The organism is Bifidobacterium aerophilum (genome assembly GCF_010667685.1).
Classification (GTDB): domain Bacteria; phylum Actinomycetota; class Actinomycetes; order Actinomycetales; family Bifidobacteriaceae; genus Bifidobacterium; species Bifidobacterium aerophilum.
The window spans coordinates 1-15,398 of record NZ_WHZW01000009.1 but is presented as its reverse complement, the minus strand read 5'-3'; the positions used below and the strand labels follow the sequence as shown (position 1 = coordinate 15,398).

The following is a 15,398-nucleotide window of genomic DNA, read 5'->3' as shown; positions in this document are numbered from 1 at the left end:
CGCACAGACAATAAGGAGAACCTGTGAGTTCGCAAGACAAAACGGCGGTCACGATGCCGGCCGCGAGCGGCAAAACCGCGGACAAGGTGTTCCGCTGGATCGCGTACGCCTGCGGCATCCTGATCCTCGTGGTACTCGCCGCCGTGTTCCTCTTCCTGCTGTTCCGCGCATGGCCGCTCATCGGTGGTGACCAGGCGGCGAACAGCAAGACCATTTCCGACTTCACCGGCGGCAAGGCCACGAACTTCTGGGCTTACGTCGGACCGCTGCTGTTCGGCACCGTGCTCGTCTCTGCGCTGTCGCTGCTGATCTCGTTCTTCGCGTCCATCGGCATCGCGCTGTTCATCTCGCACTACGCCCCGAAGAAGCTCGCCACCGCGCTGAGCTACGTGGTCGACCTGCTCGCCGCCATCCCGTCCGTTATCTACGGTCTGTGGGGCGGTCTGATCCTCGTGCCGGCCATCTACCCGTTCTGGAACTGGGTGGCCACCTACCTCGGCTGGATCCCGTTGTTCAACGGTCCCGCGGCCAACCCGTCGCGTACCGTCGCGACCGTGGCCGTGGTGCTCGCCGTCATGATCCTGCCGATCATCACCTCGCTGTCGCGTGACATCTTCCTGCAGACTCCGCGTCTGCAGGAGGAGGCGGCGCTTGCGCTCGGCGCGACCAAGTGGGAGATGATCAAGCTGGCCGTGATCCCGTTCGGCAAGTCCGGCGTCGTGTCCGCCTCCATGCTGGGCCTCGGCCGTGCACTCGGCGAGACGATGGCCGTGTTGATGATCCTGTCTCCGGGCCTGACCTACTCGTTCAAGCTGCTGCAGGCCTCGCAGAACCAGACGATCGCCGCGAACATCGCCGCGCAGTACCCCGAAGCTAACGACCTCGGCGTGTCCGTGCTGATCGGCACCGGTCTGGTGCTGTTCCTCATCACGTTCGTGGTGAACTACGTCGCGCGTCGCATCACGGAAAAGAAGGTGGCATGATGGCTGATCTCACCCAGGATCCCAAGGCGTCGCTCGCCGGCGCTCCCGTCATCGACTTCGACAAGTTCAAGCCGTCCCGTTCGTTCGTCGCGTCCCGCAAGCGCAAGGACATGGCGATGCGCGTGCTCATCTCGCTCGCGTTCGTCGTCGCCTGCATCCCGCTGGTCTCCGTGCTGTGGACGACCATCGCCAACGGTGTCAAGCGACTGAACCTCAACTTCCTGAGCTACAACATGACCGGCGTGGTCGGCGGCAACCCGACCCCGTCCGGCGGCTACGGCGGCGTCTTCCACGCGATCATCGGCACGCTCGAGATCACCGGCGGCGCCATGATCATCTCGATCCCGATCGGCCTGATGTGCGCCGTGTACCTCGTCGAATACGCGCACGGCGGCAAGCTCGCGCAGACCATCACGCTGCTCGTCGACGTCATGAGCGGCATCCCGTCCATCGTCGCCGGCCTGTTCGCGTTCTCGATGTTCACGATCCTCATCGGCCCCGGTTCGGTCAACGGCTTCGCCGGTTCCGTCGCACTGTCGCTGCTGATGCTGCCGACCGTCGTCAAGTCCAGCGAGGAAATGCTCAAGATCGTCCCCGGCGATCTGCGCGAGGCCTCGTACGCGCTCGGCGTCACCAAGCAGCGCACGATCACCAAGATCGTGCTGCGCACCGCCCTGCCGGGCATCGTCTCCGGCTGCATCCTCGCCATCGCGCGAGTGATCGGCGAGACCGCGCCGCTGATCATGACCGCCGGTTTCATCGTGTCGACGAACTTCAACCTGTTCGACGGCAAGATGGCCACCCTGCCGGTGTACGTGTATCAGGAATACTCCACGCTGTACGCGAACTGCGCCCCGAGCGCAGGCCCCGAGTGCGTCGCCACGATCCCGATGGAACGTTCGTGGGCCGCGGCGCTCGTGCTGATCCTGATCGTCCTCATCCTCAACGGCATCGGCCGACTCGTGGCGAAGGTCTTCGCCGTCAAGTCCGAACGCTGATAACCTCGGTAAATAACAAATAAGGAATTCACATGGGACAACGCATTGATGTCAACCATCTGAACATCTACTACGGCAACTTCCTCGCCGTGGAAGACGTGAACATCAACATCGAGCCGAACAAGGTGACCGCGTTCATCGGACCGTCCGGCTGCGGCAAGTCGACCGTGCTGCGCACCCTCGACCGCATGCACGAGATCATCCCCGGCGCCCACGTCAAGGGCGAGGTGCTGCTCGAAGGCAAGAACCTGTACGACAAGGACGTGGACCCGGTGTCCGTGCGCCGCGACGTCGGCATGGTGTTCCAGCGTCCGAACCCGTTCCCGACGATGTCGATTCGCGAGAACGTGCTCGCCGGCGTGCGCCTGAACAACCGCAAGATCTCGAAGTCCGACGCGGACGACCTGGTCGAGTGGGCGCTGCGCGGCGCGAACCTCTGGAACGAGGTCAAGGACCGTCTCGACAACCCGGGCATCGGCCTGTCCGGCGGCCAGCAGCAGCGCCTGTGCATCGCACGCGCCGTCGCCGTGCACCCGCAGGTGCTGCTGATGGACGAGCCGTGCTCCGCTCTTGACCCGATCTCGACCCTCGCCGTCGAGGACCTGATCCAGGAACTCAAGGGCGACTACACGATCGTGATCGTCACCCACAACATGCAGCAGGCCGCGCGTATCGCCGACTACACAGCGTTCTTCAACCTGAAGGCCGTTGGCCAGCCGGGTCACCTCGAGTATTTCGCGGACACCACGACCATGTTCAACAACCCGCAGAATGAAGAGGCCGAGCGCTACGTCTCCGGCCGCTTCGGCTGATCGCGCGACGGGCTATGCCGTCACGCTGCTTCTCGGAAAGCCTCGCTTCGCGCGGGGCTTTCCGCGTTTGTGAGGCCGGGGCGGGCGCCGGCCGCCGGCTCCGCACTGACGATTTGTCTCCAATTCTGTTTTCTCCCCATATCGTGATTTGCAGACACATTATTTGTCTTCACTCCCTCGATACCGGCTATTTGCGCATGTGGAGACAATGCGTGTGCATCGAAAAGCTTGATATTGCAACGTTTTGTGATGTCGCCAATATCAGCGTCTGTCTTCATCGTGAAAAATCGCGACGATTTGCATTTCGAGACAATCTTTTCGAGGCCTCTTCAAGCGTCATCGCTTGTACGGTGAACGTGAACGTGGCTCCGCGAGCGGTCAGATGTCGCGCGAGGCGGAAGGCGAACTCGGCGCGGGACATGTCGTCGGCAAGACTCGATGCCGTGATGGACATGACCACCCATCCATGACTCTGCAACCATTCTCGTTTCTCCCGGTCTCGACGCCATTGATCCTTGTCGGTCCGATGCTGGTCGCCGTCGTACTCGACCGCAACGCGGAACCGCGCCCAAGCCATGTCCAGCGTCATGCCGACTCCGGATGCGAACCGTGCGTTAGGCACGGCGTAGCCGGTTTCCGGTGCGGGGATCCCGTGAAGGACGGCGGCCAGCCGGGCTCGGGTTTCCATGGGCGACATTACTCGCGGACTGAGCAGCGGCAGTGCCCGGCGGCAATGCTGTTTTCCCCTGAAATATGTCATGCCGTCGAGAAATCCGTACAGGCTTGACGCATCGCTGGCACGTTGCCGTTCCAGTATCGCGTCTCCGAGCATGACGAGATCCTCGAGCGGTATGTGATCGGAAAGCTGCGCCCATGTATGCGGAGGACTGAGCGCGTACACATCCGGCGCGATGCGTATGCACACGTTGTCGTTCACGTATTTCCAGATATGCGGCTGTGAATTGCTGGCTACGGCTCTCACCCGTCTGGCCGAGGTGCTGGACACGGTGTGCAGCATGGTCGTATCCAGATCGCAGCGTCGCGGTTCCGGAATGGATTGCAGCGCCAATGAGGTGGTCATGCCGAACAGCATCCTGCGGCGCAGTCGACGTGCCTCATCGGCGCATTGCCGTGTGACTTCGGCTTTGCGGTCGGCGAGGGACTGGGTGAGGGTGACGGTCTGGTCCATGCGCCGACAGTACCGGATCCGATCGCGGAAAGAAACCGGCACGATGGGGAATGTGGATAACTTCGGGCCGTTGCCGCCGATTGTGGATAACCGAGCCGGTTGACGTTCCGTGTCCCCGCGCCCACGATGCGGGACGCGTTCACGAAACCTCCATGACTTACGGCGGTGCTATCGTGGGCGCGTTCGACAAAACGGACGCAGGCGAGTCGCGATTCTCGCCGGGATCGGCCGACGGCACCCATGCATGCGCGCGTGGAAAAGGCGTGATCGGTCCCTAACAACCCACGAAAAGGAAGCAGAGATATATGGAGAAGTTCTTCCATTTGAAGGAGAACGGCACCACCGTGTCCACCGAGGTCATGGCCGGCCTGACCACGTTCTTCGCGATGAGCTACATCATCGTCGTCAACCCGCAGATCCTGAGCCAGACGGGCATGCCGTGGGGCGGCGTGTTCCTCGCCACGATCATCGCGGCCATCATCGGCACGCTCGTCATGGGCCTGTTCGCCAACGTGCCGTACGCGCAGGCCGCCGGCATGGGCCTGAACGCGTTCTTCACCTACACTGTCTGCTTCGGTCTGGGCTTCACCTGGCAGGAGACGCTGTGCATGGTGTTCCTGTGCGGCCTGATCAACATCATCATCACCGTCACCAAGATCCGCAAGATGATCATCCAGGCGATCCCGGAGACGCTGCAGCACGCGATCGGCGGCGGCATCGGCCTGTTCGTCGCGTACGTCGGCATGCTCAACGTCGGCCTGATCACCTTCACCCCGAAGGACGCGAAGACCGCCGGCAAGGGTCTCGCCACCGCCGCGACCCCGGGTCTCGCCGCGTTCGACAACAAGGTGCTGTGGGTGTTCCTCATCGGCCTGCTGCTCGCGATCGTCTTCACCGTGCTCAAGGTCAAGGGCGGCATGCTGCTCGCCATCGCCATCACCACGATCGCCGGCATCCCGTTCGGCGTGACCAACTTCGGCCAGTCCGTCTCCATCGGCGACACGTTCGCCCAGCTTCCGCAGACCTTCGGCGTGATCTTCACCGGCGCCGGCTTCCCGGCCCTGTTCTCCGACGTGGCGCGCCTGCCGCTCGTGATCGTCACGATCTTCGCGTTCTCCATGTCCGACACGTTCGACACGATCGGCACGTTCATCGGCACCGGCCGCCGCACCGGCATCTTCTCCGAGGCCGACGAGAAGGCCCTCGAGAACGGCTCCGGCTTCTCCTCGAAGATGGACAAGGCCCTGTTCGCCGACTCCATCGCCACCTCGATCGGCGCGATCTGCGGCACCTCGAACACCACCACGTACGTCGAGTCCTCCGCGGGCATCGCGGCGGGCGGCCGCACCGGCCTGACCTCCGTGGTCGTCGCGATCTGCTTCGCGCTGTCCGCGTTCCTGTCCCCGATCATCTCCGCCGTGCCGTCCGCCGCGACCGCCGGCGTGCTCGTGATCGTCGGCTGCATGATGGCCGCCTCCCTCAAGGAGATCGACTGGAACGACATCACCGAGGCGATCCCGGCGTTCTTCGCCGCCGTGTTCATGGCGTTCTCGTACTCGATCTCGTACGGCATCGCCGGCGGCTTCATCATGTACTGCATCGTGATGACCTGCAAGAAGAAGGCGAACAAGGTGCACCCGGTGATCTGGGTCGTCGCGATCCTGTTCGTGCTCGACTTCATCCTCAACGCGGTGCTGTGATCGGCTGACCGCGTTCCGTGAACCTCGAAGGTCCCCGTCGGATTCGTTCCGGCGGGGACCTTTTGCGTGGGCGAACACCACCGCGTGCGTTCACTATGTGGTCAGACCCTTCCGCCGCGGACGGTTTTCCGCCACACTCATGTACCAGCACAGCGGTGTGCGGCACCGCTGGCCAAAAGCCCCTGATGCGGATGTCGCATACCCGTGCGTTCCTGCATGGCCGTTGCCATTCATCGCCGGCCGCAATCGAGATACAGAGGGGAAAGACGCATCATGTCCGCAGTCGCGTCGCTGTCACAGGAAACCACGAAAAAGGATTCCGTGCCCGAGATCATCGCAGCGTCGATGATCGGCACGGCCATCGAATTCTACGATAACTACTGCTACTCCATCGCCGCCGCCAGCTACTTCGGCCTGGTCTTCTTCACGACCGTCGCCAAGTCGAACCCGGCGCTCGCCACGCTGATGTCGTTCGTCACGTTCGCGGTCTCGTTCCTCGCCCGCCCGTTCGGCTCGCTGCTGTTCGGCCACTTCGGCGACAAGCTCGGCCGCAAGAAGACCCTCGTCGTCGCGCTGATGACGATGGGCATCTCCACGTTCCTCGTCGGCGTGCTGCCCGGCTATGAGCAGATCGGCGCATGGTCGGTCGTCATCCTGTGCCTGTGCCGCGCCTGCCAGGGCATCGGCCTGGCCGGCGAGTGGTCCGGCGCCGCGCTGGTCGCCACCGAGAACGCCCCGGCCGACAAGCGCGCGCTGTACGGCTCCTTCCCGAACCTCGGCGCCCCGATCGGCTTCTTCTGCGCGTACGGCATCAACCTGCTGCTGACCACTTCGCTGAGCAAGGACCAGATGGTCGCGTTCGGCTGGCGCATCCCGTTCCTGTTCTCCGCGGTGCTCGTCATCATCGGCCTGTACGTGCGTGCCCGCATGTCCGAGACGCCGATCTTCGCGAAGGCCGCGGCCGAGAAGCGCACCTCGAAGCACCCGCTGACCGACCTGCTGCCGTACTGGAAGGAAGTGCTGCTCGGCACGGTCGCGATGGGCATCACCTACACGCTGTTCTACATCCTCGGCACCTGGTCGCTCAGCTACGGCGTCTCCGGCCTGAACTTCACCCAGCCGCAGTACCTGGGCATGCAGATGGTCTCCGTGTTCTTCTTCGCCGCGTTCATCATCGTCGGCTGCCTCGCCGCCGACAAGTACGGCCGCAAGCGCACGCTGGTCGTGTTCACCGCCGCGACTCTCGTGTTCAGCCTGTTCGCCCCGGCGCTGCTGCAGCACAACGTGACGACGATCATGCTGTTCCTGTGCGTGGGCTTCGTGTTCATGGGCGGCCTGTTCGGACCGTGCGGCGCGTACCTACCGGAACTGTTCCCGACGAACGTGCGCTATTCCGGCGCCGGCCTGAGCTACAACCTCGCCGCGATCTTCGGCGGCGCGTTCGCCCCGTCGCTGGCTACCTGGCTCGTCGAGAACCACGGCGTGATGGCCGTGGGCTGGTACATGGCCGTGATGGCCGCGCTCGCGCTCGTCGCCCTGTTCCTGATCAAGGAAAGCAAGGACAAGGACTACACGAAGTGATGCGCATGGTCGCCGTGATCATGCGGTGACCACGGACGATCCCGTTGCCGCGTGGGGTCGGGATATGCGATGTTCGACACGCTCCAGGGCGCTCGCCCAAGTCTTACGGTCGACCATCGCATATCCCGACCCCACGCTCGTTTGTGCGGTGATGTTGCGTTTTGCGCGGTCATGAGTTGCTTTAAGAACGACACGCCCGGGTTTGACGGAAGTCAAGGCTCGGGCGTAATTTATCTCTCCGTAAACCACAGACCGTTGGTTTGGGATGCAAATCCCACGAAGTTTGGTTCGCCAAGCCAGCGCAGGTTGAGAAATATGTGCCCGTTCGCGGGATGCCGCAAGACGCAAGTCGAAACGCGGTGGATGTTGCTCTGCCTGTGCGCAGGGCTTTTTTATTGCCCTGGAATGGAATGGCGCGCCGGACCGAGATCAACGGCCGATCTAGGAAGGAACGCCATGAAGAGGCCCGAAAAGGAAGCGGTGGTCGCTCAGCTTACGGAGCAGTTCCGTAACGCCGATGCCGTCTACCTGACCGAGTACCGCGGGCTTACCGTTCCGCAGGTTTCCGAACTGCGCGAAAAGCTAGGCCGCGATACTTCCTACACTGTGGCTAAGAACACGCTGGCGCGTATCGCCGCCAAGGAAGCGGGCATTGAGGGTCTTGACGACCTGCTCAAGGGCCCGACCGCCATCACCTTCGTGAAGGGCGACTTCATTGAGGCTGCGAAGGTCCTGCGTGACTTTGCCAAGACCAACAAGGCTCTCGTTATCTCGGGCGGCTATGCCGATGGCACCGTCTACGACGGCGAGGGTGCGAAGAAGCTGGCGGACATGATGTCTCGCCCGCAGCTGCTGTCCAAGTTCGCCGGCGACCTCAAGGCCACGACCGCCAAGGCCGCGTACCTGTTCGTCGCTCTGCCGACCAAGGCCGTGCGTACGATCGACGCCCTGCGCGAGAAGCAGGAAAAGGCAGCTTGATCCCCATGCGGCTCGCCGCATGAACCATTCGGAAAACAAACAAAACATTGAGACGGTGCGCAGGCACGAGCACGCAGGCCGCCGCCAGAATGAAAGGAAGCCATCATGGCTAAGTACACCAACGAAGAGCTGCTGGAAGCTTTCGGTGAAATGACCCTCGTCGAGCTCTCCGAGTTCGTCAAGGCCTTCGAGGAGAAGTTCGACGTCGAGGCTGCCGCTCCGGTCGCCGCCGTCGCCGCCGTCGCCGCTCCGGGCGCTGCCGCTGAGGAAGAAGAGAAGACCGAGTTCGACGTCGTCCTGACCGCTGTCGGCGACAAGAAGATCCAGGTCATCAAGGCCGTCAAGGCCATCACCAACGCCGGCCTCGCCGAGGCCAAGGCCATGGTTGACGGCGCTCCGAAGGCCATCCTCGAGAAGGCCAAGAAGGAAGACGCCGAGAAGGCCAAGGCTCAGCTGGAAGAGGCTGGCGCCACCGTCGAGCTCAAGTAATGAACGCGGGAGGGAATCCCGCACATTGCAAGCGCTTTTCGAACCCCGTCACCGCGCCCACGCGCGGGGCGGGGTTCCGCTATATGCGGCTATACAAGCCCTGTGCGATGATGAAAGATGCGGTGTCCTGTCGGTGCGGTTTTACGAAAAACGCGTGATGACGTGCGATATGTCACGCGGCATCCAAGAAAACCATGCCACAATGGCACATAGTTATTCCCGAGGGGTCGGTAGGAAAGGAAGGCTGACGCGGTGAGTGGTGAACAACGATCTCGCAGGTGGCTGGTGAAGGTCAAGGGCTGCGATCAGGTGAGCGTGCTGCCGTTGGAAAGCCTTGAGATCGGGCGCAAGCCGATCCGCCCGCTGGCCGACGACGGCGTACCGCGCTTCGAGATCCCCGATGAGACGCGTTCCATGTCCAAGCGCCACGCGGTGCTGCGTGTGCTGGAGAACGGTTCGGCGACGCTGCGCGACATGCGTTCCACGAACGGCACGTATCTGGTGCGTGCGGACGGCCAGCTGATCCGCATCCCCGAGGGTGTCGATTTTCCGTTGCCTTCGGCCGCCGTGCGCATGCAGTTCGGCGACGTGCCGATCGATTTCATGCAGGTCGAGGAGACCGCCGAACCGGCGCCTGCCGCGGTGACGGATCTGTTCGAATACGCGACCGACGATGGCAAAGCGTCCGAACCGGACGTGGCCGACATGTCGGTCGACGACATTCTTGACCTGCGCGCCGGCGAACCGACCAGCGCGTTCGCGGCCGGCAGCGTCACCCACCGTGCGAGCGAGCTGAAGGCCGCCGCATTGCAGAGCTTCACGCCGATGGTCGCACCCGTCGACGATCCGAACCGTCCGGAGGCGATCGCGAATCCCGTGCCGCTGCACGTCGAACATCCGAAGACCACCGAGCCCCGCGACCTGTTCGTGGACGCGATGTCGAACGTGCTCGACGGTCCGATGCCGCAGACCAAGGCCCCGGAAACCGTTCCCGCCGCGGAGCCGGACGCCGTGGAACCGGACTCCGCAGAGTCCACTCGTCCGGTGGAGACCCGTCAGCCGGTCGCGGATACCGTGAGCGCCATCGATTTCATCGTCGCCAACCAGGCACGTATGGCCGCCGTGATGCAGTCCCGGAACGCCGGACAGTCCGTCGAATCGAAGCAGCAGGCCGGGTCGGTTGAACCGGTACAATCCGAACCGACACAGGTCGGGCCGTCCCCGGTCGAATCGACCGCAACCGAACCGGCCTCAGTCGAGCCTGTCGCCGAGGAGCCGTCCGCGGTCGAACCGCAGGCCGAGCGATCCGCCGAACCGCAGTCGGTCGAACCGCAGCCCGACCTGTCCGAAACGGCCGCCTACACCCCGGTGTTCGAACCGGGATCGGTGTTCGAACGCGTAGCCAAGGGCGAATTCCGCAAGCCCGAGCCGACCATCGAGGTCGCGGGCCTGACCTCCGACGAGGCGAAGCGCACCGACGACTACACGATGCAGTTCAACATGGCCGGCCATCCCGAGCTGCTGCCGTTCCTCGCGATGAACCCGGGCCTGTACGACGACCTGTACGCGTGGCTGGCCGCACGCGGCGACGCCGACATCGACGCGGCGCTCGACAACAACCCCGGATATCAGGAATACCGCCACGCGGTAGGCAAGTGAGGTCCAGATGAGTGACAACACCCCGAACAGCGCGGACATTCGCGCCTGGCGAGAACAATACCGTCATGCGCTGGCGCCCTCGCCGCTGGAAAACATCGGCCAGCTGACCGCCAAGCTCGACCTGACCCACGCGCACCCCTCCGGCATCGCCCAGCTGTTCGCCAGCGGTCATGCGCCGCTCGACGCGCTGTTCCGCGACGCCGCCATGCTGCGCGCCGCAGGCCGCCGCATCGAACGCGTGCTGGACGACAAGGCCGCGAAGGCCCGCATGTCCGGCGTGGCGGAACTGTCGCTCGCGGTTGGCGTAGCCGGCTGGAACGGCAACCAGATGCCCGTACTGCTGTACCCGCTCGGCGTCACGCGCGACGACAACGACCTGCACACCGTGATCCGGTTCGTCGGACGCGTCGAGCTCAACACCGCGTTCGTGGCCGCCATGCGCGAGCACGGCGTGACCCTGGACGCCGACGAACTGTTCGACGGCGCGAACTACGAGTCCGGAACGCCGGACACCTCCGCCGTATTCGGCGCGATCAGCGACCTCGCCCGCGTCGCGTTCCCCGATTTCACGATCGAACGGCAGATCGTGGCGGGCTGCTTCGTCGACCCGTCATCGATGATGCTCGCCGAAAGCCAGCGGATCATCGACCAGCTCGAGCAGGGCCGGACCGGCAATCGCATGCTGGACGCGCTCGCCGGATACTCCGACGCCGCCGACGAACTGTCGGGCGAGACGATGGCCGACTACAGTCCGTTCGACGCCGATCCGCACACCGAATACGAGATCGGCGACGTCGACAACACCGTGCGGTACGCGGCGAACATGGCCGCGTCCGGCCGCAGCCTGTTCGTCGACAGCGAGGTCGGCAAGGACAGCGCCGACCAGGCCGCCGCCATCGCTTCGCGATGCGTGATGAACGGCCGTACCGTGCTCTACGTGCCGTGCGTGCCCGACCAGAAGCGCCGCTTCCAGCAGGCCGTGCGCGCCGGCGAACTCGACGGGCAGATGCTGGATATCGCCGACGAGAAGGCCGCGGCCAGCATCGACCGTCAGCTCATCACCGCCGTCGGATTCCATCCGGGCGTGGCCACATCGCGCTTCGACCAGCTCGCCGATGAGCTCGTGGGCGTGCGCTCGCGCCTGACCCGTTACCTCGGCGACTTGCACGGCGTCAACGAGCAGTGGGGCGTTTCCGCCTACCAGACCATCCAGAACCTCGCCAACATCGCCGCGTTGCCCACGCATCCGGCCACGCGCGTGCGCCTCAAGCCGCAGACCGCACATGCCGTCGGTTCCCGTCTCGACGAATGGGCCGGCAAGCTCGAACGCGCCGCCGAACTCGGCGAGTTCACGATCGGCGCCGGCGACACCGCGTGGTTCAAGGCGTCGCTCACCAGCGAAGCAGAGGCGATCAACGCCTACCAGCACGTCGTCGACCTGCTCAACAAGCTGCTGCCCGCCACGCGCGAGCAGGTGACCGCGGTCGTGCAGACCTGCGGTTTCCCGGTGCCGAACACCGCGCGCGAATGGGGCCGTCAGGTCATGGTGCTCAAGAACCTGCGCCGCGTGCTCGACGTGTTCCAGCCCGAGATCTTCGAACGCGACATCGATTCGATGATCGAGGCGAGTAAGCCCAAGGCCGCGCGCAAGTCCGAAGGCACGTCGATGGGCTTCTGGGAACGTCGCCGCCATATCAAGGAGGCGAAGAGCCTGCTGCGCGTCGGCGCACAGGTCGAGAACCTGCACGAGGCGCTCAAGGTCGTGTCCAAGCAGGCCGACCAGTGGCACATGTTCGTGCCGCACGGCGGCTGGCCGGTGCTGCCCGCCAAGCTCGACGCGATCATCGAAACGCAGGAGGAGCTCGCGGCCGGACTGACCGCGCTCGACACCGTGCTGGCGACCACGCCGGCCGGCGGCAACATCGATGCCGTGGACTTCAACGACGTCGAAACCAGGCTCAAGGCGCTGTACGACGACCGTCGCGCGCTCGACACGCTGCCCGAGCGCTGCTGCCTCGAACGGGAGTTCCAGTCGGTCGGACTGACCGAACTGGTCGACGACCTGCACAACCGCCGCGTCGGCGCGGACGCCGTCGCCGGCGAACTGCAGCTCGCATGGTGGACCACCGTGTTCGAGGAGATCGTGCGTTCGTCCGCGATCATCTCGAATCAGGACGGTTCTGCCATGCAGGCCGCCGCCGACCGGTTCGTGCAGGTCGACGTCGAACATGTCCGTTCGATCGGTCCGATGGTCGCGCAGGAATCCATGCGCAAGCTGTCCGACCTGTTGTTCTCGCGCACGCAGGAGGCCAACCAGCTGCACACGCTGCTCGCCGGTTCCGCCGCCCGCGCCCCGTTCGGCCGCATCCAGCGCGACTACGGTCACATCCTCGGCGCGGCCAAGCCGATCCTCGTCGCCACGCCGGCCACGCTGGCCGCGTTGACCGGACCGTCGCCGATAGCCGATGTGGCGATCATCGACGCCGGCGCGCACATGCCGTCCATCGAGTTGCTCACGATCCTCGCGCGCGTACGCAGCGTGGTCGTGCTCGCACACCGCAATACCGTCACCTGCGCCTCGCTCGACAAGCTCCTCGGCCTTTTGCCGGGCGTCGAGGCGGCATCGCACCCGGTGCGTCGCGCGCCCAAGCTCACCGCGTTCCTCGAAACGCACGGCTACGGAGACGTGAGCCATGACGCGGCCACCGTGCAGGGAACCATCCGCTTCCATTACGTCGAAGGCAGCGGCGTGCCCGTGATGTCGAGCGGCCTGGTCGAATCCAGCCAGCAGGAGCTCGACGAGGTCGTGCGGCTCATCACCGAGCGTGCGGCGACCTTCACCATCGTCCCCGCCAGCTACATCCTCACCGTCGTGAGCCTGACCGACACGTTCCGCTCGCGCCTCGGCGCCGCGCTGAAGACGATCGCCACGCGCGACAAGACGATGGGCCGGTTCCTGCGTCACGTACGCATCGTGAACATCGCGGAGATCGCCGGCGCGCACGCCACCGACACGATCATCGCGATGTGCTACGCCAAGACTACGCACGGCCGTCTGATGCAGCAGTTCGGCAAGCTCGAGGTGCACAACGGCAAGAACCTGCTGCTCGACGCGCTGGCGCTCGCCGACCGCAACGTCGACATCACCTCGGCGTTCCGTGCCGCCGATCTCGAGGACGACCGCATCCACCAGAGCGGACCGAAGATGCTCAAGACCGTGCTCGCCTGGGCCGAACAGCTCGGCGAGGGGACGGTGTCCGCGGCATCCCTGCCGATCGACGACAACGTGCTGTTCGACGATCTCGCCGACCGTCTGCGCGCACGCGGACTCAACGTGGCCGTCAACTACGGGTTCGAACGCGGCATGCGCATCCCGCTCGTCGTGGGCGTCAACGACAAGCCGTACGCGTTGGCCGTACTCACCGACGACGTGCAGTTCATGAGCACGCAGTCGACCCGTGAACGTCACCGTCTCATGATGCAGAACCTCACGACGCTCGGCTGGTCCGTGATGACCGTGTGGAGCGTGGCCGCGTTCGTCAACCCCGACAAAGAGGTGGACCGCGTGGTCTCGCGCATCAGCGAACTGTATCAGGAGACGCGATGAGCGACGAACGTGATTCGGCGCCCGCGTACGATGCGAGCCGGCGCACCCCGCGCAAGCACCGTCGCGTCGTGTTCCACGGCAGCGAACTGTTCGATGCCGACGGCGTCAAGCTCGAACCCGGCGACATGACCACCGCGGCCCAGCGCGACGCCGACGACGACAAGCGCATCCTCGGCGAGTTGCCGCCGCATTGGGCTGTGTTCAACGACAGGCGCTGAACACAGGTCGACGAGTCAGCGAGCGACGGCGATGATGGCACCGGCCTCCTGGGAGGACATGACGCGCAACGCGTCCTCCGGAGGCATCGCCAGTGCAGCCGTCGCATCGGTCGCATAGCCGGCGGCGCTTGCCTTCGGCGACTGTCCCATCACCAGCGCGCGTTCCACCAGCACGCATGACGGGTGCGACGCATCGTCCCCATCGGTCCGTCCCGAGTCCTCGTCCTTGTCCGCATCATCGCATCCCGCCGCCGAAGCCAGCGCGATCTCATCGCCCGCCATCAGCGCGTCCGCATCGCTCGCCAAACGTACCTCGATCACGGTGAATCCGTTCGGTATCGTCGGCTGGTCGCGGATCATCGGACCATACACCGGCTGCCCTGCCACGATGTCGACCTGCGCGATCCCGTGACCGGGCAGGTCCTCCAGCGATGCCCATGCGCCGTGCAGCGCCGACCCGTCACCGGCCGGCATCCGCGCCAGCCGCAGCATCGACCCGTCCACGGCCGTTCCCCGCGCGATGTCGGCGGCCGCAATCACCACGGTCCTCGTCGCCACCGAACCCGTCACGCATGCCAGCGCCGCGAACACGGCCAATCCCACGCATACGGCGACCATCATGCGCCGTAGGGCGTCCATCAGCCTGCGCCGTCGCAGACTGCCGGGGCGACCGGCCTTGCCAACAAAAAAATCCGTCATCATCCCACGATGATGACGGATCGACGTTCGCCGGCGCAAGCCGAAACGGGTCATGTGGTCGAACGCTATGAGTTATCCACATTCACCCGCCGAACCGGACCCGGCCGGCATACGCGGCCGCGGTCACTTCTTGGAGCCGGAGCCGCTGTCGGTGCGGTAGAACCCGCTGCCCTTGAACTCGATCGGGACGGCGGAGAACACCTTGCGCACCTGTTCCTTGCCGCACTGGGGGCAAATGGTGATCGGGTCGTCGCTGAACGACTGCTGCTCGGTGAAATCGTAGTTACAGCTCTTGCAACGGTAATGATAGGTAGGCAAGTCTCTTCCTCCACGAAACTGTTCGCGTCACGGTACTCAACGACTCATTATCCTAATCGTCAGGCCGACAGCCGCATACCGATATCTCGCGACCGTGTTTGCTGTTCTGATGGAGGGGTGGGAATAGTTAGAGGCTTCTAGGCAGAATGGGTGGTGCCTAAACCTAT

General features: G+C 64.4%; 14 protein-coding genes. 10 read left to right on the top strand and 4 right to left on the bottom strand.

The window, feature by feature from the left end:
- The first annotated feature begins 23 nt into the window (after positions 1-23).
- Genes pstC through pstB form a run of 3 tightly spaced genes read left to right on the top strand, consistent with a single transcriptional unit; the run spans position 24 to position 2,793 of the window.
- Positions 24-983: a phosphate ABC transporter permease subunit PstC gene (gene pstC / locus GFD25_RS05290; RefSeq protein WP_163230670.1), complete on the top strand. Its 960-nt coding sequence runs from the start codon at positions 24-26 to the stop codon at positions 981-983.
- Positions 983-1,981 carry a phosphate ABC transporter permease PstA gene (gene pstA, locus GFD25_RS05285; RefSeq protein ID WP_163230668.1) on the top strand — a complete coding sequence of 333 codons (999 nt, stop codon included), beginning with the start codon at positions 983-985 and terminating at the stop codon, positions 1,979-1,981. The genes pstC and pstA overlap by 1 nt, the downstream gene beginning before the upstream one ends.
- 32 nt (positions 1,982-2,013) lie before the next feature.
- Positions 2,014-2,793 (top strand): phosphate ABC transporter ATP-binding protein PstB, encoded by a 780-nt coding sequence (gene pstB / locus GFD25_RS05280; protein WP_152359196.1) that lies wholly within the window; start codon positions 2,014-2,016, stop codon positions 2,791-2,793.
- Between the two features lie 20 nt (positions 2,794-2,813).
- On the opposite strand, the gene GFD25_RS05275 is transcribed toward pstB, so the two are convergent.
- Positions 2,814-3,071, bottom strand: coding sequence for a hypothetical protein (locus GFD25_RS05275; RefSeq protein WP_163230666.1), 258 nt, complete (start codon positions 3,069-3,071; stop codon positions 2,814-2,816).
- A complete protein-coding gene (locus GFD25_RS05270) occupies positions 3,068-3,811 on the bottom strand; it encodes an endonuclease domain-containing protein (RefSeq protein ID WP_239512415.1) in 744 nt (247 codons plus the stop codon). The genes GFD25_RS05275 and GFD25_RS05270 overlap by 4 nt, the downstream gene beginning before the upstream one ends.
- 476 nt (positions 3,812-4,287) lie before the next feature.
- Between GFD25_RS05270 and GFD25_RS05265 the strand changes: the two genes are divergently transcribed.
- The 7 genes from GFD25_RS05265 to GFD25_RS05235 all read left to right on the top strand — a co-directional run bounded on the left by GFD25_RS05265 (position 4,288) and on the right by GFD25_RS05235 (position 14,214).
- Positions 4,288-5,682 (top strand): NCS2 family permease, encoded by a 1,395-nt coding sequence (locus GFD25_RS05265; protein ID WP_163230662.1) that lies wholly within the window; start codon positions 4,288-4,290, stop codon positions 5,680-5,682.
- A 273-nt stretch (positions 5,683-5,955) separates the two neighbouring features.
- On the top strand, positions 5,956-7,263 hold the full coding sequence (locus GFD25_RS05260; protein ID WP_163230660.1) for an MFS transporter: 1,308 nt from the start codon (positions 5,956-5,958) through the stop codon (positions 7,261-7,263).
- Positions 7,264-7,719: 456 nt separating this feature from the next.
- Positions 7,720-8,241, top strand: coding sequence for a 50S ribosomal protein L10 (gene rplJ / locus GFD25_RS05255; protein ID WP_033890556.1), 522 nt, complete (start codon positions 7,720-7,722; stop codon positions 8,239-8,241).
- A gap of 105 nt (positions 8,242-8,346) precedes the next feature.
- Complete coding sequence (gene rplL, locus GFD25_RS05250) at positions 8,347-8,730, top strand: 50S ribosomal protein L7/L12 (protein ID WP_033493861.1); 384 nt, start codon at positions 8,347-8,349, stop codon at positions 8,728-8,730.
- Positions 8,731-8,982: 252 nt separating this feature from the next.
- Positions 8,983-10,389 carry a variant leucine-rich repeat-containing protein gene (locus GFD25_RS05245; protein WP_163230658.1) on the top strand — a complete coding sequence of 469 codons (1,407 nt, stop codon included), beginning with the start codon at positions 8,983-8,985 and terminating at the stop codon, positions 10,387-10,389.
- Positions 10,390-10,396: 7 nt separating this feature from the next.
- The gene (locus GFD25_RS05240) at positions 10,397-13,996 is read left to right on the top strand and encodes a helicase (protein WP_163230656.1); all 3,600 of its coding nucleotides are present in this window, start codon (positions 10,397-10,399) and stop codon (positions 13,994-13,996) included.
- Positions 13,993-14,214, top strand: a complete 222-nt coding sequence (locus GFD25_RS05235; protein ID WP_163230654.1) for a hypothetical protein — start codon at positions 13,993-13,995, stop codon at positions 14,212-14,214. The genes GFD25_RS05240 and GFD25_RS05235 overlap by 4 nt, the downstream gene beginning before the upstream one ends.
- A gap of 15 nt (positions 14,215-14,229) precedes the next feature.
- Here GFD25_RS05235 and GFD25_RS05230 read toward each other — a convergent pair whose 3' ends face one another.
- Together GFD25_RS05230 and GFD25_RS05225 are read right to left on the bottom strand one after the other, a co-directional pair.
- Complete coding sequence (locus GFD25_RS05230; protein WP_163230652.1) at positions 14,230-14,913, bottom strand: SAF domain-containing protein; 684 nt, start codon at positions 14,911-14,913, stop codon at positions 14,230-14,232.
- Positions 14,914-15,036: 123 nt separating this feature from the next.
- Positions 15,037-15,231 carry an FmdB family zinc ribbon protein gene (locus GFD25_RS05225; protein ID WP_163230650.1) on the bottom strand — a complete coding sequence of 65 codons (195 nt, stop codon included), beginning with the start codon at positions 15,229-15,231 and terminating at the stop codon, positions 15,037-15,039.
- Between the last annotated feature and the right edge of the window lie 167 nt (positions 15,232-15,398).

What these genes read in the sequence shown, in the direction of transcription:
- pstA (WP_163230668.1), top strand. Translation starts at nt 983, where the DNA reads ATGGCTGATCTCACCCAGGATCCCAAGGCGTCGCTCGCCGGCGCTCCC.
- pstB (WP_152359196.1), top strand. Translation starts at nt 2,014, where the DNA reads ATGGGACAACGCATTGATGTCAACCATCTGAACATCTACTACGGCAAC.
- GFD25_RS05275 (WP_163230666.1), bottom strand. Translation starts at nt 3,071, where the DNA reads ATGAAGACAGACGCTGATATTGGCGACATCACAAAACGTTGCAATATC.
- GFD25_RS05270 (WP_239512415.1), bottom strand. Translation starts at nt 3,811, where the DNA reads ATGCTGCACACCGTGTCCAGCACCTCGGCCAGACGGGTGAGAGCCGTA.
- GFD25_RS05265 (WP_163230662.1), top strand. Translation starts at nt 4,288, where the DNA reads ATGGAGAAGTTCTTCCATTTGAAGGAGAACGGCACCACCGTGTCCACC.
- GFD25_RS05260 (WP_163230660.1), top strand. Translation starts at nt 5,956, where the DNA reads ATGTCCGCAGTCGCGTCGCTGTCACAGGAAACCACGAAAAAGGATTCC.
- rplJ (WP_033890556.1), top strand. Translation starts at nt 7,720, where the DNA reads ATGAAGAGGCCCGAAAAGGAAGCGGTGGTCGCTCAGCTTACGGAGCAG.
- rplL (WP_033493861.1), top strand. Translation starts at nt 8,347, where the DNA reads ATGGCTAAGTACACCAACGAAGAGCTGCTGGAAGCTTTCGGTGAAATG.
- GFD25_RS05240 (WP_163230656.1), top strand. Translation starts at nt 10,397, where the DNA reads ATGAGTGACAACACCCCGAACAGCGCGGACATTCGCGCCTGGCGAGAA.
- GFD25_RS05235 (WP_163230654.1), top strand. Translation starts at nt 13,993, where the DNA reads ATGAGCGACGAACGTGATTCGGCGCCCGCGTACGATGCGAGCCGGCGC.
- GFD25_RS05230 (WP_163230652.1), bottom strand. Translation starts at nt 14,913, where the DNA reads ATGACGGATTTTTTTGTTGGCAAGGCCGGTCGCCCCGGCAGTCTGCGA.